At 72.4% G+C, this 24,940-nt stretch carries 19 protein-coding genes, 1 tRNA gene and 2 pseudogenes; 9 read left to right on the forward strand and 13 right to left on the reverse strand.

Annotated elements, in window-relative coordinates:
* Positions 1-6: 6 nt before the first annotated feature.
* Both GCE65_RS12680 and poxB read right to left on the reverse strand, forming a co-directional pair.
* Positions 7-135: pseudogene (locus tag GCE65_RS12680) on the reverse strand (DUF255 domain-containing protein); the annotation flags it as partial.
* On the reverse strand, positions 132-1,853 hold the full coding sequence (gene poxB / locus GCE65_RS12685; protein WP_153878655.1) for a ubiquinone-dependent pyruvate dehydrogenase: 1,722 nt from the start codon (positions 1,851-1,853) through the stop codon (positions 132-134). The pseudogene GCE65_RS12680 and the gene poxB, both read right to left, overlap by 4 nt.
* Before the next feature lie 244 nt (positions 1,854-2,097).
* Here poxB and GCE65_RS12690 point away from each other — a divergent pair, with 244 nt between their 5' ends.
* On the forward strand, positions 2,098-4,272 hold the full coding sequence (locus tag GCE65_RS12690) for an HNH endonuclease signature motif containing protein (RefSeq protein ID WP_153878656.1): 2,175 nt from the start codon (positions 2,098-2,100) through the stop codon (positions 4,270-4,272).
* 213 nt (positions 4,273-4,485) lie between these two features.
* On the opposite strand, the gene GCE65_RS12695 is transcribed toward GCE65_RS12690, so the two are convergent.
* The gene (locus tag GCE65_RS12695; protein ID WP_228759948.1) at positions 4,486-5,211 is read right to left on the reverse strand and encodes a CoA pyrophosphatase; all 726 of its coding nucleotides are present in this window, start codon (positions 5,209-5,211) and stop codon (positions 4,486-4,488) included.
* Positions 5,212-5,274: 63 nt separating this feature from the next.
* Between GCE65_RS12695 and GCE65_RS17115 the strand changes: the two genes are divergently transcribed.
* A complete protein-coding gene (locus GCE65_RS17115) occupies positions 5,275-5,718 on the forward strand; it encodes a hypothetical protein (RefSeq protein WP_370460228.1) in 444 nt (147 codons plus the stop codon).
* A 485-nt stretch (positions 5,719-6,203) separates the two neighbouring features.
* Here the strand turns inward: GCE65_RS17115 and GCE65_RS12705 are convergent.
* Positions 6,204-8,669: pseudogene (locus GCE65_RS12705) on the reverse strand (bifunctional proline dehydrogenase/L-glutamate gamma-semialdehyde dehydrogenase); the annotation flags it as partial.
* 424 nt (positions 8,670-9,093) lie between these two features.
* Here GCE65_RS12705 and GCE65_RS12710 point away from each other — a divergent pair.
* From GCE65_RS12710 to GCE65_RS12720, 3 genes are read left to right on the forward strand one after another with little or no spacing between them, the layout of a single operon-like run.
* Positions 9,094-9,771, forward strand: coding sequence for a hypothetical protein (locus GCE65_RS12710; RefSeq protein WP_153878657.1), 678 nt, complete (start codon positions 9,094-9,096; stop codon positions 9,769-9,771).
* 10 nt (positions 9,772-9,781) lie between these two features.
* A complete protein-coding gene (locus GCE65_RS12715; RefSeq protein WP_152910288.1) occupies positions 9,782-10,579 on the forward strand; it encodes a thymidylate synthase in 798 nt (265 codons plus the stop codon).
* Between the two features lie 8 nt (positions 10,580-10,587).
* A complete protein-coding gene (locus GCE65_RS12720) occupies positions 10,588-11,061 on the forward strand; it encodes a dihydrofolate reductase (RefSeq protein WP_370460123.1) in 474 nt (157 codons plus the stop codon).
* Positions 11,062-11,253: 192 nt separating this feature from the next.
* Here GCE65_RS12720 and GCE65_RS12725 read toward each other — a convergent pair.
* Positions 11,254-11,330, reverse strand: a tRNA-Met gene (locus GCE65_RS12725).
* A 284-nt stretch (positions 11,331-11,614) separates the two neighbouring features.
* Between GCE65_RS12725 and GCE65_RS12730 the strand changes: the two genes are divergently transcribed.
* On the forward strand, positions 11,615-12,352 hold the full coding sequence (locus tag GCE65_RS12730) for a SurA N-terminal domain-containing protein (protein WP_152910286.1): 738 nt from the start codon (positions 11,615-11,617) through the stop codon (positions 12,350-12,352).
* Between the two features lie 95 nt (positions 12,353-12,447).
* Here GCE65_RS12730 and GCE65_RS12735 read toward each other — a convergent pair whose 3' ends face one another.
* A complete protein-coding gene (locus GCE65_RS12735) occupies positions 12,448-12,771 on the reverse strand; it encodes a GNAT family N-acetyltransferase (protein ID WP_153878659.1) in 324 nt (107 codons plus the stop codon).
* Positions 12,768-15,806 (reverse strand): UPF0182 family protein, encoded by a 3,039-nt coding sequence (locus GCE65_RS12740; RefSeq protein WP_228759949.1) that lies wholly within the window; start codon positions 15,804-15,806, stop codon positions 12,768-12,770. Before GCE65_RS12740 ends, GCE65_RS12735 begins: the two co-directional genes overlap by 4 nt.
* Before the next feature lie 109 nt (positions 15,807-15,915).
* On the opposite strand from GCE65_RS12740, the gene GCE65_RS12745 reads away from it, so the two are divergent.
* Positions 15,916-16,512 carry a PPA1309 family protein gene (locus tag GCE65_RS12745; RefSeq protein ID WP_228759950.1) on the forward strand — a complete coding sequence of 199 codons (597 nt, stop codon included), beginning with the start codon at positions 15,916-15,918 and terminating at the stop codon, positions 16,510-16,512.
* Between the two features lie 23 nt (positions 16,513-16,535).
* Here the strand turns inward: GCE65_RS12745 and GCE65_RS12750 are convergent, their stop codons facing one another.
* On the reverse strand, positions 16,536-17,663 hold the full coding sequence (locus GCE65_RS12750; RefSeq protein WP_152910284.1) for a PDZ domain-containing protein: 1,128 nt from the start codon (positions 17,661-17,663) through the stop codon (positions 16,536-16,538).
* Positions 17,664-17,722: 59 nt separating this feature from the next.
* Here GCE65_RS12750 and GCE65_RS12755 point away from each other — a divergent pair, with 59 nt between their 5' ends.
* Entirely contained in the window at positions 17,723-19,186 is a 1,464-nt protein-coding gene (locus GCE65_RS12755; RefSeq protein ID WP_153878660.1) for a zinc-dependent metalloprotease, read from the forward strand.
* Between the two features lie 52 nt (positions 19,187-19,238).
* Here the strand turns inward: GCE65_RS12755 and GCE65_RS12760 are convergent, their stop codons facing one another.
* The gene (locus GCE65_RS12760) at positions 19,239-19,808 is read right to left on the reverse strand and encodes a M48 family metallopeptidase (protein ID WP_153878661.1); all 570 of its coding nucleotides are present in this window, start codon (positions 19,806-19,808) and stop codon (positions 19,239-19,241) included.
* Positions 19,809-19,927: 119 nt separating this feature from the next.
* On the opposite strand from GCE65_RS12760, the gene GCE65_RS12765 reads away from it, so the two are divergent.
* Positions 19,928-20,965: a ThiF family adenylyltransferase gene (locus tag GCE65_RS12765; RefSeq protein WP_153878662.1), complete on the forward strand. Its 1,038-nt coding sequence runs from the start codon at positions 19,928-19,930 to the stop codon at positions 20,963-20,965.
* Here GCE65_RS12765 and GCE65_RS12770 read toward each other — a convergent pair.
* From GCE65_RS12770 to nudC, 4 genes are all read right to left on the reverse strand, one after another.
* Positions 20,950-21,120, reverse strand: coding sequence for a hypothetical protein (locus GCE65_RS12770; RefSeq protein WP_153878663.1), 171 nt, complete (start codon positions 21,118-21,120; stop codon positions 20,950-20,952). The two genes, GCE65_RS12765 and GCE65_RS12770, sit on opposite strands and share 16 nt — an antisense overlap.
* Positions 21,117-21,404, reverse strand: coding sequence for a WhiB family transcriptional regulator (locus GCE65_RS12775; protein ID WP_153878664.1), 288 nt, complete (start codon positions 21,402-21,404; stop codon positions 21,117-21,119). Before GCE65_RS12775 ends, GCE65_RS12770 begins: the two co-directional genes overlap by 4 nt.
* Positions 21,405-21,835: 431 nt before the next feature.
* Positions 21,836-23,857: an ATP-dependent helicase gene (locus tag GCE65_RS12780; RefSeq protein WP_194928708.1), complete on the reverse strand. Its 2,022-nt coding sequence runs from the start codon at positions 23,855-23,857 to the stop codon at positions 21,836-21,838.
* A gap of 13 nt (positions 23,858-23,870) precedes the next feature.
* Positions 23,871-24,848, reverse strand: a complete 978-nt coding sequence (gene nudC, locus GCE65_RS12785; RefSeq protein WP_228759951.1) for an NAD(+) diphosphatase — start codon at positions 24,846-24,848, stop codon at positions 23,871-23,873.
* Positions 24,849-24,940 lie beyond the last annotated feature (92 nt).

The raw sequence follows: 24,940 nt of genomic DNA on the forward strand, positions 1-24,940 counted from the left end.
TTGCAACACACGGGTCGGGACGTCGCGGCGCTTCGCCTCGGCGAGCGCCGCGGGCCCCCACTCGTCCCAGTCGACGGGGTTGTCGGCGTGCTGGAGCAGGTAGGGGCTGAGGGAGTCGGCGAGGTGGTTGGTCATAGGACTTGCCGCATGTTCGTGCGGGCGAGGTCGATGAGTTCTGTTCCGCGGCCCGAGAGCACCGTTCGAATCGCGAAGAGCGCGAAGCCCTTCGCCTGCGCGGCGCTGATCGCCGGCGGCAGCGACAGCTCCTGCCGCTCCGTGGCGACGTCGAGGATCGCCGGGCCATCGTGGGCGAGGAGGTCCTCGACGGCTCGGGGCAGCTGCTTCGACCGCTCGACCCGCAGGCCGCGCATCCCGAGCGCCTCGCCGACGGCCGCGAAGTCCGGGTTGCGCAGGCCGGTGCCGAAGGTTGGGAAACCTGCCGCCTTCATCTCGAGCTCGACGAAGTTGAGGGAGTCGTTGTTGAACACGACGACCTTGACCGGCAGCTCGAGCTGGGTGAGGGTCACGAGCTCGCCCATGAGCATCGTCAGCCCGCCGTCCCCGGCGAGCGCGATCACCTGCCGCCCCGGATACGCGCGCTGGGCCCCGATCGCCTGCGGGAGCGCGTTCGCCATGGACCCGTGGGCGAACGAGCCGATGAGCCGGCGTGCGCCGTTGAGGCGGAGATAGCGGGCCGCCCAGACGACCGGGGAGCCGACGTCGGGGATGAACACGGCGTCGTCGGACGCCGCATCGTCGATGAGTCGCGTGAGGTATTGCGGGTGGATCGGCTGGGAGCCGCGGGCCGGGGTCGCGAGGTCGTCGAGTTCGGATCGAGTGCGTTCGTAGTGCTTGACCAGCTGCTTCACGTGCTTGCGGGAGTGGTGTCGCTCGACGCGGGGCAGGAGCGCCTCGATGGTCTCCCGCACGCTGCCGACGATGGGGATGTCCACCCTCGTGCGGCGCCCGATCTGCTCGCCGCGCAGGTCGACCTGGATGACGGTCGCGCGCTCCGGATAGAACTGCTGATAGGGAAGGTCCGTGCCGAGCATGAGAAGCGTGTCGCAGCGCTCCATCGCCCGGTATCCCGAGGAGAAGCCGAGCAGGCCGGTCATCCCGACGTCGAGGGGATTGTCGTGCTCGACGTGTTCCTTCCCGCGCAGGGTGTGCACGATCGGCGCCCCGAGCCGGTCGGCCAGCGCGATGAGCTCGCCGTGGGCGCCCTCGCATCCGGCGCCCGCGAGGATGGTGACCCGCTCACCGGCGTCGAGGGCCGCCGCCGCGGCGGCGAGCTCCTCCGGATGAGGGACGACGCACGCGCGGGTCGCGCTGATCCGCTCGGCTTCTGCGGACAGTTCCGCCAGTCCCACGTCTCCGGGGATCACGAGCACGGCCACGCCACGCTTGGAGAGCGCCGCACGCATCGCGATCCGAAGGAGGCGGGGCAGATGTTCGGCAGCTGTGACGTCTGCCGCGTAGACGCTGCAGCCTCGGAACAGTTCCTTCGGGCTGGTCTCCTGGAAGAATTCGGAGCCGATCTCCTCGCTCGGCACCTGCGCGGCGATCGCGAGCACGGGCACGCGGGAGCGGTGGGCGTCGAAGAGTCCGTTGATCAGGTGCAGGTTGCCCGGCCCGCAGCTTCCGGCGCAGACGGCGAGTTCCCCCGTCAGGCCCGCCTCCGCGCCGGCCGCGAAGGCCGCCGCCTCCTCGTGCCGCACCTGCACCCACTCGAGCAGCGGTCGTTCGCGCAGTGCCTCGGTCAGGCCGTTGAGCGAATCACCGGCGATTCCGTAGATCCGGCGCACTCCGCTCGCAAGCAGGGTCTCGGCGATGAAGTCCGAGGCAGTGGCCATGGCCGGTGTCCTCCCAACGGGCGACGAACGACGCCCTCCCCTCGACGGTAGACCAGCGCATGCCACCGCGTCTCGGGTGCCCGGACCTGAGCGAACACTCGTTGGTTGCTGGGACCCGAACGAGCAGCGGACCAAGAATGTGGCGCTCCACCGGTGTGCGAGATGCGGGCGATGCCGTCGCGCAATGTGTGGGCATCGCCTGCCGTCCGGGGTGGATGTCGGTGCTCGGTTCTAGGGTTGTTTCATGAGCACGAAGGCGGCCCGGCAGATGCGAGCGAGGCGAGCGGAGATCGCCTCGATCGCGTCCGAGGACGCGGTACTGGACCGGGTCCGCCAGGTGCGCAAGGTCCAGGCGGGCGCGGAGGCCGATCTGTTCTTCCTGGCGATCGAGATCGCCCAACGCAGCCCGGTCACCGAAGAGTGCGGGGCGTGGTCGTGTCACACCGATCTGGCCCTGGGGGTCTCGTATTGTGATTCGGCGGCGAACTGGTTCGCGGCCGTGACCGGCTTCTCCACCGACGCCGCCCAGGCGATGCTCCTCGAAGCCCTCGAGGTCGCCGAACGCCTGCCGCTGCTGTACGGGCGGGTGCTCGATGGGCGTACCCGGGCGCACACGGCCCGGCTGGTGGCCGAACAGACCCTCGGTTTGACTGTGGAGGCGGCCCGGTTCGTCGATGTCCAGGTCGCTGCCGCCGGGGCGATCCGGGGCCGCTACGCGATCAAGGGTCTGGTGCGGGAGGCGATGATCACCCACATGCCCGACCAGTACGCCGAACTGCAGCGGGCGCAGGCCGATCCGCGCCGGGCCGATGTCCATATCGGCACCGACGGCACCGGCCGCATCGACGCGATCGTGTCCGCGTTCGCGGCCCTCGATCTGGAACAGAGCCTGGCCTTCGGAGCCGCGCAACTCAAGGCCGCCGGATCCGGTGAGGTCCTCGACGCCCGACGCTCGCTCACGTTCGAGGGCATCATCGCCGCCACCCACCACCCCGCACCGGCCCGGCAGGACGGCTTCGACCTCACCGCAGGGCAACCAGGCCAGCAGGCCCAGCAGACCCAGGGACCGGGGGCGGGGGCGCCGGACTGCACGGGCGGCACCAACGTCATGGCTACAGGCGCGGAAATAGGCGAAGCCGAGGACCCGCCCGCGAGCAGGGCCGCACTCGGCGCGGCCGGAGCGGCGGCGGACCTGACCGGCGAGGCGCCTGCCACGGCTGCGGGCGGTGGTGTGTCCTGCGGGCCCGCGTGGTCGGGTCGGGGCGTGCCGCGGGCGAAGGTCGTCATGTACCTGCACATGAACGCCTCCGCGTTCTGGCCCGACGGCAGGCCACCCGACCACCCCGGCGGCCCCGGCGGCCCACCCCGTGATCATCCCGATCACCGGCCCGATCGCCAGCTCGGCAACCCGCCTCCTGATCATCCCGACGGCCGATCCCCTGATCATCCCGACCGTCATCACGGCGGCCGGCCCGCCGGTGGATCGTGCGCGGACCCGCCGGGCACGGCCACCTCGGCGGACACAGCTCGTCCCGAACACGCCGCCGGCACGGCCTGTCCCGAGCACGCCACCGGTCCGGCCTACGTCGCGGGCCGGTTGGCCCGTGAACCCGTGCACATCGAGGGGCCGGGCATCCCGACCGGACTCGTGATCAGCGCCGCCGAGGTCGCGGCCATGTTCACCACGCCCCACGACGCGGCCATGCCCGACAGCGCGCCCGTTGACGGGCCACGGGGCTCTGAAAGGCCGCGCGGGACGGGTGGGCCGTGGGGGCCGCAGGTGTTCGTGCGTCCGGTCATCGACCTCGAAACCGAACACGAGGTCGCCGGCTATGCCGCGGGGGACGTGATCAAGGACCACCTCCACCTACGGGATCGAACCTGCGTGTTCCCGGCGTGTGCCCGCCCGGCGCGGGCCTGCGATGCCGACCACATCGACCCCTGGAAGACCGATGCCCAGGGCGATCCGGTCGGCGGGCCGACCTGCACCTGCAACCTCGCGAGCCTGTGCCGCCGGCACCATCGCTGGAAGACGCACAATCATCCCGGGCAGCCGCAGGGACGCGGCTCCTGGTCCTACGTCATGCTCGGACCCGGAACCTACTACTGGACGGGCCCCATGGGCCTACGGTTCCTACGCACCCCGACCGGCACCACCGAGGTCACCGACCAGGCCTGGCACCGCCGTGACCTCGCCGCACTCCAGGGCCCCCAGGGTCTCGAGACCCTCCCGGGACTCGAGGAGGTCCCGAGCCATGAAGCGTGCCCGGACTCCCGGGCCCGCCGCGACGACCTCGACGAGGCCTTCATGGACGCCCTCGACTACGAATACGGCAATGCCGACAGCGAGGTCGACCCCAGCGAAGCCGACCTCGAGGCCATCCTCGCCGACCGGCCCCCGCAGCCGCCGTCCAGGTAGCCGCCTGACGGAGGTCCCGCCCGGCCGCGCGAGCATCGGCGCGGCGCGCATCCGCCCGGCCGCGCGAGCATCGGCACGCTGCGCGGGCACTGGTCCGGATGGGCTCGATCCAAGCCGCGATGTCCGCAGCCACGGCGTCGGCGACCGGTGGGCGTGACGCGGCGACAGCGACAGGCCGATTGCGACACCGGCCCCGTTCGGCGCGGCGAGCTCCTAGGTCAGCCCTCGCCCGCGCGCCTCGTCGAGGGTGAGCCGCCGGGTGACCGCGCGGTCCCAGGGAACGGTCCAGCCGAGCTGATCGAAGACATAGTCGAGGAGATTCCCCGTGAATCCCCAGACCCAGCCGGTGGGCGCTCGAAATCCGGCGGATCGGTGCCCCATGAAGGTGATCGTTGCGCGGTTCGCCGGGTCGAGGAGCGCCGTGACCGGTACGCGCAGCGGCTCGAGCACCTCGGCGGTGTCGGTGTGCGGCAGGTGTCCGGGGTCGTCGCACCAGCCGACCACGGGCGTGACGATGTTGTCACTCACCGGCACGGTCACGGTGCCAAGCCTGCCCACGATCTCGATCCCGGCGGCGGGAACGCCCGTCTCCTCCTCCCCCTCCCGCACCGCGGCCTCGAGGATGCTCTCCCCGGGGTCGATGCCGCCACCGGGCAGCGCGATCTGCCCGGGATGATGGAGGAGATGGGGTGAGCGCTGCACGAGGAACAAGTCGATGCCGGAGCCCGGCGGCGCCGCGCTCGGCGTGAACAGCGCGAGCACGGCCGCGCGCCGGAATCCGCGCGCCTCCGCCGGGTCGTAACGATGGGGCCCCTTGAGACCCGGGAGGTCACCCGCGCGGTAACGTCCGACGAGCGAATCGAGGTCGGCCCGCCATGTCCGGGAGCCCGCCTCACCCACGGTGCTCGGGTTCTCGGGCATGGCGGGCCCGGCCGTCATTCGGGGCGCCCGGCACCCGTGGCGTGCAGATCGTCCTGGAACGGCGCGGCCTCGGGGCCGCCCGTGGTTCCCGCCGGCGGGCCGGGCGGCACGGGCGGGCCGGGCGGCTGCGCCGGCGCAGCAGCTCCCGGCGCCGCCGGAGGACCCGTCGGACCCGACTGCTCGATCGGCCCCGACTCCTCGATCGGGCCCGACTGCTCGATCGGGCCTGGTTGCTCGATCGGGCCCGACTGCGCGATGGGGGCCGACTGCTCCGGGGTGGCGGCCACGTGTCCGAAGCGGTGCAGCGTGCGGCTCACGGCCTGTTCCCGCAGGAACACGAGGAGCTCCCGCCGCCCGGACGTGAGCACCGGTCCCGAGAACAGGGTCACGTCGGCCACCTCGGAGTTCATCGCACGCGCGAGCCCGCCGAGCTCACGCTCCCCGAGCACGCGCACTCGGCCGGTCACCTCGCGGGTGCTCACGCGTCGGGCGAACTCCTCGCCGGTCTCCACGCGCCACACATGACTGAGGCGGGCCGGGATCTCCGGGGTCGGGACACCGTCGGCGGTGCCCGGTCCGCTCGCGGGCGGCTGGTCCGAACGACCGGCGTGGCCGGGCCGGGCGTCCTCGGGAAGCGACTGTGCGATCGCCGGGGCGACGCTCACCTCGATCGGCACACCGACGCACGCCGCCGCGAGCATGATGCGCACGACCTGGGCGGGGGTGACGTCCGTGCCCGCACGCACGGTCGCACCGGGGACGGTGCGGTACCGCAGCACGTTGGACTCCGCGGCGAGCCCGCTCGGATCCCGGTCGATCGAGTAGTCGTCGCGGGCCGCGCCGTCGGAACGGGCGGCGTTGTGCAGCACGGACCGGTCGACCGGGGAGACCCAGCCGGCGACGTCCTCGAGCATCGCCGCGACCCGCGGCCCGACCCGGCCGAGCACCTGCGGGTCGGCGGTCTGGCTCCACGTCCCCAGCTGAGCCACGTACGTCGGCCCGCCGGCCTTCGCGCCGGGCCCCACGGCCGATCGCTTCCACCCGCCGAAGGACTGCCGCTGCACGATCGCTCCGGTGATGTGCCGGTTGATATAGGCGTTGCCCACCTCGACTCGCTCGAGCCACGTGCCGATCTCGTCCGGGTCGAGGCTGTGCAGCCCGCCGGTGAGCCCGTAGGCCACCTGGTTCTGCCACTCGATCGCCTCGTCGAGATCCCGGGCGTGCATGACTCCGACGACCGGGCCGAAGCACTCGGTGTGATGGAACCACGAACCCGGCCGGACGCCGTCCTTGAGCCCGGGCGACCACAGCCGGCCCGACTCGTCCAGGCGCCGGGGCTCGACCCACCACGACTCGCCCTCCTCCAGGGAGGTGAGCGCGCGCTCGAGCTTGCCGCTCGGGGCCTCGATGACCGGGCCCATCCCGGCTCCGAGGTCCGTGGGCATCCCCACGCGCAGGGAGGAGACGGCGTCGATGAGCTGGCGGCGCAGCTGCGAGGACCGGCCCGCGGAACCGACGAGGATGAGCAGCGAGGCGGCCGAGCACTTCTGGCCGGCGTGCCCGAACCCGGAGCGCACGGCATCGGCGACCGCGAGGTCGTAGTCGGCGCTCGAGGTGACGATCAGCGCGTTCTTGCCGCTCGTCTCCGCGTACACGCGCGGGCCGCCGGGGCGGTCGGCCCGCCACTCGCTGAACCGGCGAGCCGTCTCGTAGGCGCCCGTGAGGATCACCGCGTCGACGCCCTCGTGCGCCACGAGCGAGCGGCCGCGGTCGTCCTCGGCCACGCGGACGGCCTGCACGAGATCGCTCGGCTGCCCCGCGGCGGCGAGCGCCTCGTGGATCGCGGTCACGACCACCTGCCCGCAGGCGGGCACCTGCGGTGCGGGCTTGAGCACGACGGCGGCCCCGGCCGCGAGCGCGGCGAGCACTCCCCCGGCGGGGATGGCGACCGGGAAGTTCCACGGCGGGGTCACGAGCACGAGCGTATGGGCCGTGAACGTGAGTCCCTCGGCGGCGGCGAGCCCGGGCAGGTCCTCGGCGCGGTCGGCGTAGTAGCGGGCGAAGTCGATCGCCTCGCTCACCTCGGGGTCGGCCTCGGCGACGGTCTTGCCGCCCTCGGCGGCCATGGCGGTGACGAGCTCCCAGCGATGTGCCTCGAGCCGGTCGGCGATCGCACGCAGCACGGCGGCCCGGTCGGCGGCGGGCAGCGCGGACCAGGTGGCGCCGGCCTCCCGGCCCCGGGCCACGACCCGTTCGACCTCGGCCGTCGTCTCGAGCTGCGGGATCGTCACCTCCGGCGCCGGTTCCGCCACGGCTCGACGGGCACGCTGGCGCACCGGCGCGAGGGCGGGGTCGGAGTCGGTGGTGTTGGCGAACGCGGGGCCGGCCGGCGGGCGCTGCAGGGACCGTCGGGGGCGGTCCCCGGTGCCCTCGAGCGCGGAGGCCGCGAGCCGGAAGGCGACCTCCTGGTGGGTCATCGCCTCCGGGTCGGAGGTGAAGTGGGCGTGGAGGAAGTTCTCGGGCTCGGCGTTCTCCTCCAGCCGGCGCACGAGATAGGACACCGCGACGCCGAAGTCGGCCCTGGCCACGACCGGCGTGTAGAGCACGATCGGGTTGGGCACGCTCGCCTGCACGGCCCGCACCTGCGCCGGCGCCATCCCCTGCAGCATCTCCACGTCGAGGGCCGCGGCGATGCCCCGTTCCGCGGCGAGCAGGTGGGCGAAGGCCACGTGGTGGAGGTTGTGGGAGGCGACCCCGAGCCGCACGGCGTGCGCGTTCTCGGGCCGCAGCGCCCGCTCGATCAGGCGCAGGTAGTTCGCGTCCACCTCGCGTTTGCGCTCGTACGGCGCCTGCGCCCAGCCGTGCAGCTCGGCCTCGACCTTCTCCATGGCGAGGTTGGCGCCCTTGACCAGGCGCACCTTGATCGGAGCCCCGCCGGCGTCGTACCGGGCCAGGGCGAACCCGATGAGCCGGTCCATCGCCTCGACCGAATCGGGCAGGTAGGCCTGGAGGGCGATCCCCGCCTGCAACGACATGCACTCCGGCTCGGCGAGGAGGTGCTCGAACACCTCGACGGTCAGGGCCAGGTCCCGGTACTCCTCCATGTCGAGGTTGACGAACTTCTGCGGATCCGAGGCCTGGGCCGCCCGCAGCAGCGGCCGGAGCCGCTCGATGACGCGCTCACGGGCACCGGCGGTGTCCCACGTGCTGATCTGGGAGACGAGGGAGGAGACCTTGACCGAGACGTAGTCCACGTCGTCCCGCCCGAGTAGCTCGATCGTGCGCTCGGTGCGGGAGGCCGCCTCCGCCTCGCCGTGCACCTCCTCCCCGAGCAGGTTGAGGTTGAGCCGCTGGCCGCTCTGGGAGCCGAGCGCGAGGTGATTCGCGAGCGCCGGGTCGGCGGAGTCGACCACGAGGTGGCCCACGAGGTGGCGCAGCCGCGCCCGCGCCGCCGGGATGACCAGGCGCGGCGCCATCCCGGCGAGCGCCGATCCCGCGCCGAGCAGGACCCGGTCCGCCGCGGACAGGAAGGCCGCACTCCCCCGCAGCTGCGCGAGCGCGCGCCCCGCGGCGAGCGGATCCTCGGGGCGGGCCACCCGGTCCACGAACCGGACCGCCAGGTCGAGCCCGGCCGGATCCGCCACGAGCGTGGCGAGCTGGGCGGACGTGCGCCGCTCCCGCGCGGACTGCGGGCCGGAACTCGCGCTCGCCCATTCCCGGGCAAGCTGGATCGCGGGGTCGATGAGCTGGTCCACGATGTTCAACGGTGCCCTCCTGATTGATGGCCGCCCGGTGACTCTCCCCGATGCGGGTGGCTCGAGACCGCCGAGGTGGATCGGTGCCGGCCGCGACGGTCTCACCGTCTAATGTAAGTGCTACCGAACGTGAAAGGGGAGAAGCATGGCCGAGCCGACCGATACTCGAGCGCCCGTCGGCGAAGCGCACGGCCCCGGCGCGCTGCCGGTGCTCTCGCCGCGGCCGGGTGACCCGCTCCTCGAGGCCTCGGCGGGCGCCGTCCGCACGCGGATCGCGCGGATGCGCTCGGCGTATCCGGAGGCGAGCACCGGTGACCTGCGCTACATGCTCACCCGGCGGTACCTGTTCGCCGCGGCGGCGTCCGGCGGGCTGACCGGGGCGGCGGCCGCGGCGCCGCGGTTGCGCGGCGCGGGCGCGCTCGCGCTCACCGCCGGGCACGTGGGGTCCTTCGTCGGCGCCTCCGCCGCGTTCGTGCTCGCCGTCGCGGAGCTCGAGGGGATGCCTGTGGACGACGTCGCTCGCCGTCGCGCGCTCCTGCTCGCCGCGCTCCTGGGCCGGGAGAGCGGGACGTTCCTCTCCGAGGAACTGCGGGTGACGCCGCCGACCTGGGGACGCACCCTCCTGCTCGACCTGCCGGTGACCACGGTCGCGCGGGTGAACAAGCGGCTGTACGGGCGGGTGCTGCGGCACAGCATCACCCGCGTCGGTGCCGTGACCGCGGGCCGCCTCCTGCCGTACGGGGTCGGGGCCGTGGTCGGCTACACGGGGAGCCGGGCGCTCGGACGCATCGTCGTCGACGGCGTCGAGGAGGCCTTCGCCTAGCATGGGCGCCATGGCGGACACCCAATACGAAGCGCTGCTCTCCCACGTGCTGACCACCGGAACGCCGAAGTCCGACCGCACCGGCACCGGCACCCGCTCGATCTTCGGCCACCAGTTGCGCTACGACCTCGCGGCCGGGTTCCCGCTCGTCACCACGAAGCGGGTGCACCTGAAGTCGATCGTGGGTGAGCTGCTGTGGTTCCTGCGGGGCGAGTCGAACATCGGCTACCTGCAGGCGCACGGGGTGCGGATCTGGAACGAGTGGGCCGACGAGGCGGGCGAGCTCGGACCCGTGTACGGGGTGCAGTGGCGTTCGTGGCCCACCCCGGGCGGCGGGCACATCGACCAGATCTCCCGCGTGCTCGACCAGTTGCGCACGAACCCGGACTCGCGCCGGATGCTCGTCTCCGCCTGGAACGTGGCCGACCTCGATGCGATGGCGCTGCAGCCCTGCCACGTGCTCTTCCAGTTCTACGTCGCCGGCGGCAAGCTCTCCTGCCAGCTGTACCAGCGCAGCGCCGACCTCTTCCTCGGGGTGCCGTTCAACATCGCCTCCTACGCGCTGCTCACCCACATGGTCGCCGCGCAGGTCGGGCTCGAGGTCGGCGACTTCATTTGGACCGGTGGCGACTGTCACATCTACGACAACCACGACGCCCAGGTGCGCGAACAGCTGAGTCGCGCCCCCTACCCGTTCCCGCGGCTCGAACTGGGCCACGCGCCGTCCCTGTTCGACTACACGTTCGAGGACGTGCACGTGTCCGGCTACGAGCACCACCCGGCGATCAAGGCCCCGGTGGCGGTGTGATGCTCGGCATGATCTGGGCGCAGGCCCACGACCGGGTCATCGGCGCAGGCGGCGACCTTCCCTGGCACGTGCCCGAGGACCTCGCACACTTCAAGGCGACCACCGGCTCCGACCCGGTGATCCACGGGCGCACCTCGTTCGAGGCGCTCCCGGCGAAGTTCCGGCCGCTGCCCGGCCGCCGCAACATCGTGCTCACCACCCGACCCGACTACGACGCGTGCGGCGCGGAGGTCGTCGGCTCCCTCGCCGAGGCGCTCGCCCTCGTCGCCGGCCGGGACGCGTGGATCTGCGGCGGCGGCCAGGTCTACGCCGACGCCCTGCCGTACGCCGACCGGCTCGTGGTCACCGAACTCGACCTGCGTGTGGACGGCGACGCGCACGCCCCGCGGATCGGTCCCGAATGGCACGTGGTCGCCCGCGGCGAGTGGCGCACCTCCCGCACGGGCGTCTCCTTCCGTATCAGCGAGTACCGGCGCCGCTGACCCGGGAAGACGACATCGTCGCGCCCCTCTCGCTGCACTCGAAGCGACGTGCGTCGTCGACCTGTGCCGGGCTGAGGTCGCAGCGGTCGGCCAATGCCTCACGACTCGTGCCCGGGTCTGGCATCCGCATGGGACACCCGATCCCCCAATGCGTTCAGGCCCGGAGATCCGTGGATCTCCGGGCCTGAACTTTGGTGGCGGGGGGAGGATTTGAACCTCCGACCTCCGGGTTATGAGCCCGGCGAGCTACCGAACTGCTCCACCCCGCGTCGGTATGGCTCTACTGTACGGGCTGGCGACACTCCATGCAAATCGGCGTGATTCCGCGGCGAACGCCCCGGTCGGCGGGGCCGGCACGGGCCCATCGAGGGCATGGCGGGCATGGCGGGCATCAAGGGCACGGAGTGATCGGAGTGATCGGAGTCCGCCCGCGAGACGTTGAGGGCGGATCCAGGTTCATGCGTTAGCGTCGGGGCGTTCCGTGCCCACGCCACGTGACTGGCTCGCCCAGACCGGGCGACCCATCCCCGGTCCCCCACCCAGGAGTCCCTCCATGCGGATCACACGTTCCCTCCTCGCGGCCTCGGTCGCCGCCGTCATCGTGCTGGCCGGCTGCAGCCCCGAGGCCGACGGCGGCGAATCCCCGGAGGCCTCCGAGAGCGCCTCCGCCGGCGCCACGGACGGCAGCGGCGAGAACGCGCTGCCCGAGGCCGACCTCGACGGCATCCCGGACGTCGTGGCCCAGGTGAACGACACCGAGATCTCCAGCGACGACTTCGTGCCCGCCTTCGAGGCCCGCCTCCAGCAGGCCGCGCAGCAGGGCGGCGAGATCGACCAGGACCTGCTCAAGCTGCAGGTCGCCGACCTGCTCGTGGACAACGAGCTGCTCATGCAGGCCTCCGCCGACATCGAGGTGACCGACGCCGACATCGACAGCACCCTCGCGGAGCTCGCCGCCCAGTTCGGCATGGGCTCCGCCGACGAGGTGATCGCCGCCTTCACCGAGCAGGGCATGACCGAGCAGGAGATCCGCGACGAGGCCTCCTCCCAGTTCCGGGTCGGTTCCTACCTCGAGTCCGAGGTCTCCGTGCCCGAGCCGACCGAGGAGGAGCTGCGGGAGCTCTACGACGCCGTGGTGGCGCAGATGGGCGAGAGCACGGAGGAGATCCCCACGTTCGAGGAGACCCGCGAGCAGCTGGCGAGCCAGGCGACGAGCGAGAAGCAGAACACGGCGATCGAGGGAGTCCTCGCGAAGCTGCGCGACGCCGCGGACGTGACGATCAACCTGTGACGCTCCTGCGATAGGCGCGCTGCGCCGTCCCCACGCGAACGCCCACCGGACCACTCGGTCCGGTGGGCGTCGACGTATCCGCTCGCGGCGGTCGGCTAGTCGGTGGCGCGCTCGTCCACATCCTGACGTTCCGCGACGTGGTCGGCGTACTCGGGATGACGGTGCACGTAGGCGGCCACGTAGGAGCAGGCCGGCACGATCACCCCGCCGGCGGCGACCGCCTGGTCGAGGGCGTACCGCACGAGCCGGCCCGCCAGGCCCTGCCCGCCGTGGGCCGGCTCGACGACCGTGTGGTCGAAGACCCAGCGGTCCGTGCCGGGATCGCGGTGGTAGGCCGCGACCCCGACGTCCTCGCCCTCGACGGCGACGACGAACCGCGACCGCTGCGGGTCGTGGCGCACGGTCACGCCGTCGCTCATCCCTGCGAGTCCTCGCTCGGCTGGTCCGTCGGCTGGTCGGTCGGCTGCTCGTCGCCCGCGGGCGGAGTCGTGCCGGTGAGCTCGGCCTCGGCGGCGATCGCATCCTGCAGGGCCTGGTCCAGTGCCTCCTGAGCGGTGCCGTAGGCGGCCCAGTCCCCCGCGGACATCGCCGAGCTGGAATCCTCCATGGCCACCCGGGCGCGCTCGAGCGCGGCCGTGAGCCGGGCCTGGGCATCGAGGGTGCCGGTGTCGCCACCGGACCCCTCACCCGAGCCCTCGCCGGTGCCCTCACCCGAGCCCTCGCCGTCCGGCTGGGCATCGGGGGTGGTCACGCCCGAGTCGCCGCCGAAGACCTGGTCGAGGGCCTCGTTCAGGGTCGAGGCGTACCCGATCGCGTCACCGAAGGAGACGAGCACCTTGCGCATGAGCGGGAACTGGGTCCCGCCCGAGGCCTGCACGTACACGGGCTGCACGTACAGCAGGCCGCCGCCCACGGGCAGGGTCAGGAGGTTGCCGTGGATGACCTCGGAGCCTCCCCGGGCGAGGATGTTCAGCTCGTTCGCGGCCGGTGCGTAGGAGTCGAAGTTGTTCTGGACCTGCCCCGGACCGGCGACGGTCTGGTCGCGTGGGAGCTCGAGCAGGCGCAGTTGCCCGTAGTCCTCGTCGATCTTGCCCGGCTCGGATCCGGGCTCGGCGTTCACCGCGAGGAACCCGCTGAGCACGTTCCGGTCCGAGGTGTCGAGGATGAACGAGCTCGTGAGCGAGAACTTCGCGCTGTCCTGGCTGGGCATCCGCAGCGAGAGGTAGTACGGGGGCTGCTTGACCTCCTGGCTGCCGCTGGCGACCGGGTCGTTCGGCACCCGCCAGAAGTCGCCTCCGGAGTAGAAGGAGCTCGCGTCCGTCACGTGGTAGCGGGTGAGGAGCTCGCGCTGCACCTTGAACATGTCCAGCGGGTAGCGCAGGTGACTCATGAGGCTCCCGGAGATCTCCGAGATGGGCTCGAGCGAGTTCGGGAAGATCTCGTTCCACGTCTGCAGCACCGGGTCCTCGGTGTCCCAGGCGTACAGGGTGACCGACCCGTCGAAGGCGTTGACCACGGCCTTGACCGAGTTGCGGATGTAGTTGACCTCGTTCGGCTGGGTCGCCTCGACGACCCCCATCCCGGGCCGGCCGTCGGCGGTGAGGGAGTCGGTCACGGCCGAGGAGAGCTGCTGCCGGGCCGAGTACGGGTACTCGTTCGAGGTGGTGTAGCCGTCGACGACCCAGACGACCTGGTCGATCTCGCCCTCGTCGCCCGCGACGACCGCCGGGTACACCTTCCCGTCGAGGGTGAGGTAGGGCGCGACCGCCGCGACCCGCGCGACCGGGTCACGCTCGTAGAGGATCTGGGACTCGGGGGTCACGCGGTCGGAGAACAGGATCTCCGGCGAGCCCATCCGCGCCGCGAACAGCGCCTGATTCCAGATGTTGCCCACCGACGGTCCGCCGTCCCCGGTGTAGGTGCTGAGCACCTGACCGTTCGGGGCGTCGTCGTCCGGGTAGTCGAGCTCCCACGGGTCCGTGCCCTCGGGCGCGCCGACGATCGAGTACTCGGGCGCCTCCGGGGAGAAGTAGATGCGGGGCTGGTATTTGGGCAGGTCGCCCTTCGAGGGGATGCCCCCCTCGAAGAACTTCGGGGAGCCGTCGTCGGTCACCGTGTTGCCGTAGGCGGCGACGACGCCGAAGCCGTGGGTGAAAACGGTGTGGTCGTTCACCCAGCTGCGCTCGCTGCCGGAGGAGAGGTCGAGCTCGCGCACGGCGATGACCGTGTCGGTCTTGCCCTGAGTCTCCCCGTTCAGGTCGTAGCGGTCGACGGCCAGCTCCTCGGGGAACTGGTAGTACTGCTTGTTCTGCTGCAGCTGCCGGAACGTCGCGGACACGATGGTCGGGTCGAGGAGGCGGATCGAGGCGGTCGACTCGGCGTCCTCGCGCAGCTGCCCCTTCTCGGTCTCCGTGCTCGCCGCGTAGGGCTGGGTGTCCAGGTCGTCGAGTCCGTAGGCGTCCCTCGTGGCGTCGATGTTGCGCTGGATGAACTCGCTCTCGAGCACCTGCGCGTTCGGGTCCACCCGCACGCTCTGGATCACGGCCGGGTAGATGCCGCCGACGACGACCGCCGAGGCGACCATGAGCGCCACGCCGATCGCCGGCAGCTTCCAGCTGCCGCGGGCGCTCGTGTAGAAGAACAGCACCGCCACGAGCACGCCGACGACGGCGAGGATCGCCTTCGCGGGCAGCACGGCGTTGACGTCGGTGAACGAGGCGCCGTCGAAGCGGTCGCCCTGCTTGGCGAGCAGCGAATACCGGTCGAGCCAGTAGTTCACGGCGATGAGGAGCGTGAACACCCCGGCGAGGACCGCGACGTGGATCCGCGCGGCCCGCGAGATCCGCTCGCCCCGGTTGCCGCTCACCTGCAGGCCCCCGTAGAGGTAGTGGGTGAACACGGCGACGAGCGCGCAGAAGAACGTGATCGTCATGAGGAAGGTGATGGCCATCCGCACGGCGGGCAGCGTGAACAGGAAGAACGACAGGTCGATCCCGAACTGGGGATCCTTCTCACCGAAGGGCTGGCCGTTGAGCGCCACGAGCACGGTCTTCCACTGGCCGCTGATCGCGGATCCGGCGAACAGGCCCGCCACGATCGGCGCCGCCACGAACACGAGCCGGCGCACCGGATCGAACGCCTCCCGGTACCGGTCCAGGTCGTTCTGCTGCGTGGTCACCGGCACGTACATCGGCCGGTTCTTGTAGGCCAGATGCAGGTTGAGCCAGATGAGCGCGCCGCCGATCCCGCCGGCCACGAGGAACAGCAGGCTCCGGGTGATCCACTCCGTGCGCAGCACCTCGGTGAAGCCGAGCTGACCGAACCACAGCCATTCGGTCCAGAAGCGCGCGAGCACGAAGAACACGATCACGAGCCCGACGATGATCCCGATCGTCGGCAGCAGCGGGCCGCGGGGGCGGGTTCGGGCGGGGGCGGGGTGGGGAGCGTTACTCACGGACGGGGCACCTCAAGACCTCGGGAAGGGACGCGGGGGAACACGGCTGGGCGGGACGTCTTCCAGGTCGCAGTTTCGCACAGTTATCTGAACCTGGTTCCATGGAGCCATGACTACCAGTCCCGAACACCCCGCCGACGCCTCGACCGAGCACGCCGAGGCCACCGACGAGAACGGACGGCGACGCGCACTGGCGAGCGCCGTCGTCGACCTGGAGCGCCACGCGGCCGCCGCCGGCTGGGACGGGCCGGTCACGGTGTGCGCCCTCGTCAACACCGCGGCGGCGCTGGCCCAGAACCCCGGACTCGCCGACGAGATCCCGCCCGAGGCGCTCACCGCGGCCGGGCGGGACGGCCACCACCTGCTCACGATCGAGCAGGACGGCCTGCCCGAGGCCGCCAACCTCGAGGAACTGCTCGCCCAGCTCGCCTGGCCGGACTCGGTCGACGGTGCGGCCGTCGTCGTCGAGCGGATCGTCGTTCCGCCGGAGGCGGAGGCGGATCTGCCCGAGGACCCCTCCCAACAGCTCGAGACCCTCCTGGCCCATCCCGGCCGCGAGGACGTGCGGATCGCGGTCGGGGTGCTCCGCAGCGGGGAGACGTGGTGCGCGCTGCGCTCACGCGCGCACGACGCCGACGACCAGGTGGCCGGCTCCCCCGACGCCGTACCCGGGCTCGTGGCGGCCCTGACCGCGACGCTCGCGTAGCGGAACTGCCGGAACCACGGGGACTAGCGGGAGCAGCCCGGCAATTCCCGCCCGTCGCCCGCGGCGATCGCCTCGACGGCGTCACGCGCCTCGGCGGCCGTGCTCACGGCGGCGACGTGCAGGCCGTCCGGGACGTTCCCCACGACCTCGGCGCAGTTCGCCACCGGCGCAAGGAAGAATTCGGCGCCGTCCCGGTGCGCACCCCACAGCTTCTGCACGATGCCACCGATGGGGCCGACCCGCCCGGTGAGGGAGATCGTGCCCGTTCCGGCCACGACGTGCCCACCGGTCAGGTCCCCGGGCGTGAGTCGATCGATGATGCCGAGCGTGAACATGGTGCCGGCCGAGGGGCCGCCGACGTCCTCCACGTCGACCGTCACCTGCACGGGCAGATCGAACTCCGGCTGGAGATAGACCCCGAGTGTGCTGCCGCCGTAGCCGTCGTCGCCGGTCATGACGACCAGGTCCGTGGCCACCCCGTCGCGCTCGACGGTCAGAGTGACCGGGGTGCCGGGAGGTGTGGCCGCGAGCGTGTCGGCGAGGTCCGCATACGTGTCGATCGCGGTCGTCGACTGTCCCCGGGGGGTGATCGCCGTGAGCACGTCGCCCTGCTCGACGATGCCCTGGGCACCGGTTCCGTGCACGGCGCCGGTCACCGTGAGCACGGCCGGCACGTCGTAGCCGAGCGCGGTCAGGGCGACGACGGTCGCGTCCTCCTGCGACCGGCGCATCTGGGCCTGCCCCTGCTCGGCGACCTCCTCCCGCGTCTGCTCCGGGGAGTAGACGGCCTCGCGCGGCAGCACGGTCGAGTGCCCGGAGATCCAGCCCCGCAGCACCCCGGCCGGCAGCACGGGGTAGCCGGGCCCGCCGAGCGCCACGACCGTCGTCAACCGCAGCTGGCTGTCCGGGTCCTCGACCGGATACGTCGGCGCCCCCTCGATGGTGATGAGCTGGACATCGCGGTACTCGCCGAGGGTGTCGATCGTGGGGCCGGGGGATTCGACGGCGTAGGGCGCCGCCGAGAAGAGCATGGCGCCGAGGCCGATGAGGAACACCGCACCGCTCGCGACGGTCGTGACTGCACGCGGCGTGATCCCCTCACGCCACCCCCGGGTCTGCATCGGGTGCTGCTCCTCCTGTTGCTGCGCCATGAGCGAAACGGCCTGGGTGCACCCTACTCTGCCGTGCCGGCGCACCGTACGGTGTGACCATGAGCCAGGAACCCCAGCCGCACGATCAGCCTCGCGACCAGTGGCGCAAGATGCTCGAATCCATGCTGGGGCCCGAGGGCGCGCAGGAGGCGCTCGAGGCGCTCGAGGCCAGCGGGGTGGACCTGGAACAGCTCGCGGCCTCCGGCGTCCTCGACAACCCGGCCCAGGTGCAGGCCGCGATCGCCCAGATGCAGCAGGTGCTCAGCGCCGACGACGGCGGCCGCACCCGGTGGCGCTTCGCCCACGATGTCGCCCGGCAGGTCGCCCACACCGGCGGCGACCCGATGGTCACGGCCGCGGAGGCCGCCAAGGCGCGCTCGATCATGTCGACGGCGGATCTGTGGCTCGACGTGGCCACCGAGTTGCCCCCGGCTCCGGGTGCGGTCCGGGCGGTCTCGCGGGCGGAGTGGGTCGAGGCCGCGCTGCCGGCCCTGCGCACCGTGGCCGAGCCCGTGGGCACGAGCGTGGCGGCCGCGCTGTCCACCACCCTCGCCCAGCAGTTCGGCGACGAGATCGCCCCGCCGACCGCGCTGCCGATGGGCGGCATGGACCTGCCGGCGATGATGACCGGGCTGGGCGAGCTGAGCTTCGCGATGCAGGTCGGCCAGGCCGCCGGCACGCTGGCCCGGGAGGTCTTCGGCGCCACCGACACGGGCCTTCCGCTCGCGGACGAGGGTCGCCTGTTCGTGCCGGCCAACGTCGCCGAGTTCGCCCACGGGCTCGACGCCCCCGAGGACGAGGTCTGGCACTTCCTCGCCGTCCGGGAGACGGCCCACGCCCGCCTCTTCGCCCATGTGCCGTGGCTGCGTTCGCACCTGTACGGGGCGGTCGAGGCGTATGCTCGCGGCATCGAGATCGACCTCGGCCAGCTCGAGGAGAGCCTGCGCGACATCGATCCCACGAATGTCGATCAGCTCCGTGACGCGCTCTCCGGGGGGATCTTCGCCCAGCACCGCACCGAGGCCCAGTCCCGGGCGCTCAAGCGCCTCGAGACCGCGCTCGCGCTCGTCGAGGGCTGGGTGGAGGAGGTCACCGCCCAGGCCGTCGCCCCGCACCTGCCGCACGCCGTGCCGCTGCGGGAGATGCTGCGGCGCCGCCGCGCCGCCGGCGGGCCCGCCGAGGACACGTTCCGCACCCTCGTCGGCCTCGAGCTGCGGCCGCGGCGGGCGCGGGAGGCCGCGCGGCTGTGGCAGCTGCTCGCCGCCGACCGCGGCGTCGAGGCACGCGACGAGGCCTGGTCGCAGCTCGACCTCATGCCCACCGCCGCGGACCTGGACGATCCGGCGGCCTTCGTCCGGGGCGGCGCCGCGAGCGAGGTGAGCGGCGACCTCGAGACCGAGCTCGCGAAGATCCTCGGCCGGGATCCGAAGGCCGGCGACTCCCCGGACACTCCCGACACGCCGGATACTCCCGACACGCCGGACTCGGCCGAGTCCGGCGACCCGGGGCCGCAGGCGCCCTGAGCCGGCCCCTGGTCGACCGCTAATCGACCGCCAATCGACCGCTGGTCGACCGCTAATCGACGTGGTCGGTCGGCTCCCCGTCGCCGTCGCCGCGGCTCTGGCTGTGCGACACCCCCTCGAGGAAGCCGCGGGCGCGCTCGGTGCGCGGGTATTCGTCGACGATCCGCCAGAACCGGTCGGAGTGGTCGGAGACCACGAGGTGGGCGAGTTCGTGTACGAGCACGTAGTCGAGCACCCAGGCGGGCATGCCCTGGACCCGGCGGGAGATCCGGATCACCCCGGTCAGTGGCGTGCACGACCCCCAGCGGGTGTTCTGGTTGTCCACCCACGTGACCGCGGCCGGCACCACCCCCTCGGGCAGGTACTCCTCGGCGAGTTCCAGCGCCCGGGCCAGGAGGCGGTCGGCGGAGACGCGCCGGCGGGCCTCGCCGCGCCGAACGCGCTCGGCCATGCGCTCGATCCACTGGTCCTCCTCCCGCCGGGTGAAGCGGGCCGGGATCGCCACGACGAGCACGCCGGACTCCCGGAAGGCCGAGACGGTGCGCCGCCGGCGCGCGCTGCGGCGCACCTCCACCGGCCCGATCCCATCGAGCTCCCTGATCGTCGACGTGCGCCCGTCCATGTCAATACTGTGGCAGGTCTCACCCGCGGTCGCGACTTGTCCACAGGTTCGCCCATCCCGTGGTCGGCCCCGCCCCGAGGATGCACAGTGGAGGCCGGACCTTCGAGGAGGGGGCGACGATGCGATGGCGACCGGGTCTCACGGTGTACTGGCGGGCGCCGGGCGAGTCCCAGGTGGGGATCGAGGGCGCCCACATCCTCACGGGCCTGAGCCCCGGTGAGCAGGAGCTCCTCGACCTCCTCGCCGCGGGCGCGACCGAGCCGCTCGAGGTCGTCGCCGCCCGCCGCGGGTGGACGGGCCGCCAGGTCGCCGCACTCGTGACCCGGCTGCCGCCCTGGGCGCTGATCGAGGACGGCGTCCCCGTGGTCGCCTCTCCCCCGGCCGCGGCCTGGTCGCGCTGGGAGGCCGCGGGCGTCGAGCGCCCGCGTGACCGTGCCGGCGTGTGCCTGCAGGTCGACGGCCTCGACGCCCTCGGACTGAGGATCGCCTGCCTGCTCGCCGAGGGCGGGATCGGGCGGCTGGTGCTCGCGGACGAGGAGCCGGTGCGGCCGGGTGACGTGCGGCCCGGCGGGTATCGCAGCAGCGAGGTGGGCGGGCCGCGCGCGCCGGCGGCCCTCGCGCTGCTGCGCCGGCTCTTCCCCCACCTCCCGCTCGCGTCGGCGGACGCCGCGGGCACTCCCTGCGGCGACGAGGGGGCCGCGGACCTCGTCGTGATGATCGACCACGGCGTGAGCGATCCGCTGCGGTACCGGCGGTACCTGCACACGGACCTGCCGCACCTGGCGGTGGTCGTGCGGGAGCTGGACGTGTGCGTGGGGCCGCTCGTCCGTCCGGGACACGGCCCCTGCCTGCGATGCATCGAGCTCACCCGCACCGATGCCGACGATCGATGGCCGGTGCTGGCCACGCAGCTGCGCGGGAGCGGCTCGCCGGTGCCGCTGGAGTCGGCCTCGGCCGCGCTCGCGGCGGCGCTGGCCGCGCATCAGGCGCTCGCCTTCGCGGACGCCCGCCCGGTGGCGCTCTCCGCTACGTCGTACCTGGTCGATGCGATCCATCCGGTGCCCCGGTTCCGGACCTGGCCGGTCCACCCGGCCTGCGGCTGTGCCCCGGAGTCGCTCGACTCCGGGGCACAGCGGGCCGGTCACCGAGGAGGCTGAGGAGATCGAGGACCGATATAGCAGCCCGAGATCATCGCGGCCTCCCACGCGGCCCCGCCGAACGCCTGCGGGATCGTGTGATGCGCCAGGTGCTGCTCGGTGAGCGGATCGAATCGGCCGGGGTGGCGCCGGCGGCGCCAGTTCACGGGCTTCATGCCGCCTCCGTATCGGTCGGTGTCGGGTTCTTGCGTGGCCGGCCCCGTCCGCGCTTTCGGGCGACGACACGCCCGTCGACGAACGCCTCGCCGCCCCAGACGCCCCACGGTTCCGCGCGGGAGATCGCACCGTCGAGGCATTCGGAGCGGATGGGGCAGGCCGCGCACAGCGCCTTGGCGGCTTCGACGTCGGTGGTCCGCTCGGCGAACCACAGGTCGATGTCCGCCGCGCGTTGGCAGGGCAGATCGAATGCCTCGGAGGCCGGGACCTCCGGCAGCGACATGCCGGGTCGGCCGGGTCGCTCCGGTCGGGTGAATCGGGTGGGTTGGATGTCCTGATCGGACAGTGTCATGGACGAAGACACGGGAATGCTCCTGCAGCACTCGTGATGGTCAGCCGGTCGGTCGGCCGTCGCACTCCGTGGTGGAGGTGCGGGCCGGACGAGGCGCCGCCTCCACCACAGCGGTGGTCAGCGGAGTCTCAACGCGTGGCGGCGATGCCTGCGGCGCGGCACCCGATCGAGAGGGGCAGCCGCAGCCGGAGATCGCTCGACGTGGCTCGAATCTTCATCTGGGGCTCACCTCCTTCATGATCGGGACCGGATGGTTGGCTAGACCGTGGTCCATTGCTGTCAGGGACGTGCGTCACCCTACGGACCCGACGCGGACCTGTCGAGTTGTTTTCCGATCGTTTCTCGAATCGGTCCGAAGTGCGTCAGCCGCGCAGGGGGTCCTCACCGCGGACGACCGCGAGGATCTGGGGACCGTAGGCGTCCAGTTTCGTGGGGCCGATGCCGCGCAGGATCGCGAGCTGGCGCAGCTCCTTGGGCTGGGCGGAGGCGATGGCGGCCAGGGTGGTGTCGTGCAGCACCGTGAACGCGGGCTTGTCGAGCCGGCTCGCCACCGACGCCCGCCATTCGCGCAGCCGCGCCAACAGCTCCTCGTCGATGTCCTCGTCCTGCTCGATCTCGCGGCGACGCCGCGTGGTCGCCCGGGCCCGGCGCTGCTCGGCGGGCCAGATTCCGTCGAGGAACCTCGAGCGCTTGCGGGTGCCCCGGCCGCCGTTCGAGCGGGACCGCGAGTAGGAGAACTCCAGGTGCTCGCGGGCACGGGTGACGCCCACGTACAACAGCCGCCGCTCCTCCTCGATCGCGGCGGGTGTGTCCGCGAACGAGATCGGCAGCAGCCCGTCGGTCACGCCGACGAGGAACACGGCGTCCCACTCCAGCCCCTTCGAGGCGTGCAGCGAGGCGAGGGTGACACCCTGCACGGTCGGCGCGTGCTGGGCGTTCGCCCGTTCGAGCAGCTCGTCGACGTATCCGGCCATGTCGACGCCCCGAGCCTGGAACAGGTCGTCTGCGAGGGTGGCCAGGGCGTTGAGGGATTCCCACCGGTCACGCAGCGAGCCGCGGTTCGGCGGCGGTTCGGGCGTCCAGCCGGCGCCGGTGAGAACGTCTCGCACGTGCTGCGGCAGGGACAGCTCCGTGGTGGCCCGCACGGCCCCGCGCAGCAGCACGATCGCCTCGGTCACCTCCCGGCGGGAGAAGAACCGCTGCCCGCCGTGCACCTGGTAGCCGATCCCCGCCTCGCTCAGTGCCTGCTCGATCGCCTCGGACTGGCCGTTCGTTCGATAGAGCACGGCGATCTCGGCCAACGGCACACCAGCGGCTCGGAGCCGCCCGATCCGGGACGCGACGCCGCGGGCCTCGGCGGCGTCGTCGTCGTAGGAGGTGTAGGCGGCCGGCGGGCCCGGCTCGCGCTGGGCCACGAGTTCGACGGCGCCCGCGGCGCGGTGGTGGCCCGCCGCGGCGAGCACCTGGTTCGCCACGCCGACGACCTGCGGGGTGGAGCGGTAGTCGCGCACGAGCCGGACGACGTGCGCGTCCGGGTAGGTGCGAGTGAACTCGGTCAGATACCGCGGGGAGGCGCCCGTGAAGGAGTAGATGGTCTGGGAGACGTCCCCGACCACGCAGACCTCCTCGCGGCCGCCGAGCCACAGGCCGAGGAGCTGGTGCTGCAGCGGGGAGACGTCCTGGTACTCGTCGACGACGAAATGGCGATACTGGCTGCGGACCTGCGCGGCGACGTCCTCGTGCTCGGCCAGGATGCCGACCGTGAGCAGCAGCACGTCCTCGAAGTCGATCACGTTGCGTTCGGTCTTCACGTCCTCGTAGACCGAGAGCAGTCGGGCGATGGTCGTGGGGTCGAAGCCGGCCACGCCGCCGCGGCCCGAGCGCGTGGCCGCGGCCGCGTAGTCGTCCGGGCCGAGCATCGAGACCTTGGCCCATTCGATCTCACCGGCGAGGTCGCGGATGGTCAGCCGGTCGACCTTCATCCCCAGGCGCCCGCCGGCCTCGGAGATCAGGGTGGCCTTGTGCTCGACCAGCCGCGGAAGCGGGCCGCCGACGACCTTCGGCCAGAAATAGGACAGCTGCCGCAGCGCCGCCGCGTGGAACGTGCGGGCCTGCACCCCGGGGACGCCGAGCCCCCGCAGCCGCGAGCGCAGCTCGGCCGCCGCCCGGGCGGTGAAGGTGACCGCGAGCACCTGGTTGGGCCGGTATCTGCCGGCCGCGACGCCGTGGGCGATCCGGTAGGTGATCGCCCGGGTCTTGCCCGTGCCGGCGCCCGCGAGCACACACAGGGGGCCGGTGAGCTGGGAGGCGACGGCACGCTGATCGGCATCCAGGGCGGCGAGGAGTTCGTCGGCGGACGGGGGCGAGGGGGGAGGAACAGACATCGAGGCGATTGTCTCAGGGGCGGCCGACATCGCCCTCGGCCGGCGACCGGACGACCGGAAGATCGTCGCCGAACCAGTCCCGGATGAGGGAGTGGGCGATCGAGGTGGCGGTCGGGAGGGTCAGCTCGCCCCGGTGGACGCGGTCCCGGAGGCCGCCCCGGTCGACGAACTCGGCGGCGATGAGTTCCCGACCGTCGGGCACCGGTTCGGTGGTCAGGGCACGGCCGCGGAAACCGACCATGAGCGAGGCCGGGAAGGGCCACGGCTGCGACCCCTCGTAGGCCACGTCGCCGACGACGACCGCGGTCTCCTCGAGCACCTCCCGGCGCACGGCGGCCTCGAGGGACTCCCCGGGTTCGACGTAGCCCGCGGGCACCGAGTATCGGGTCGCGGGCCAGAGGGCGTTGTGGGCGAGCAGGAGCCGGTCCGCGTCGTCGACGATCGTCATGATGACCGCCGGGTCGGTGCGCGGGTAGTGCTCGGATCCGTCCTCCGGGCAGCGCTGCACCCATCCCCCCTGGGTCAAGGTGGTGCGGGCACCGCACCGGGGGCAGCGGGTGTGGGTCAGGTGCCAGTTGTGCAGCGCGATCGCGGCGGTCGCGGCGCCGGCGTCGCGCGCCGACAGGAGGGAGCCGACGTCGCGCAGGGAGAGCCATCGTCCCGCCCGGGCGACGGCTTGGTCACCGTCGTCATCGTCGTCATCACGGGTGCCAACCGATCCACCGGAGGAGGCGACCTCGGCCACGAGGGGGCCGTCGCCGTCCTGGCCGAGGTAGTACCGGATTCCCGGCGCCGGCGCCCGCTCCCCCGCGCCGACGGCGGTGAGCACGAGCCGGTCCGCCGCGGGGTCGACGAGCACGCGGCCCGAGTCCACGTGCAGGATCCGCCCACGCGGATCCGCGAGGGCGGCGCGGAGCGCGCGCGGGTCGGCGCGGGTCGTCGTGTCGCGATCGAGGGTCGTTCGGGAGAGCGGGAGGTCATCGGTGCGCACTCCCCTACCGTAGCCACGGCCGTGACCGGGGCGGGCAGATCCTCGACGCGCCCGCGCCATGATGGCACCTTCGGTGCGGGTGTCCTACCGTG

This window comes from Pseudactinotalea sp. HY158, assembly GCF_009660225.1.
GTDB lineage: Bacteria > Actinomycetota > Actinomycetes > Actinomycetales > Beutenbergiaceae > HY158.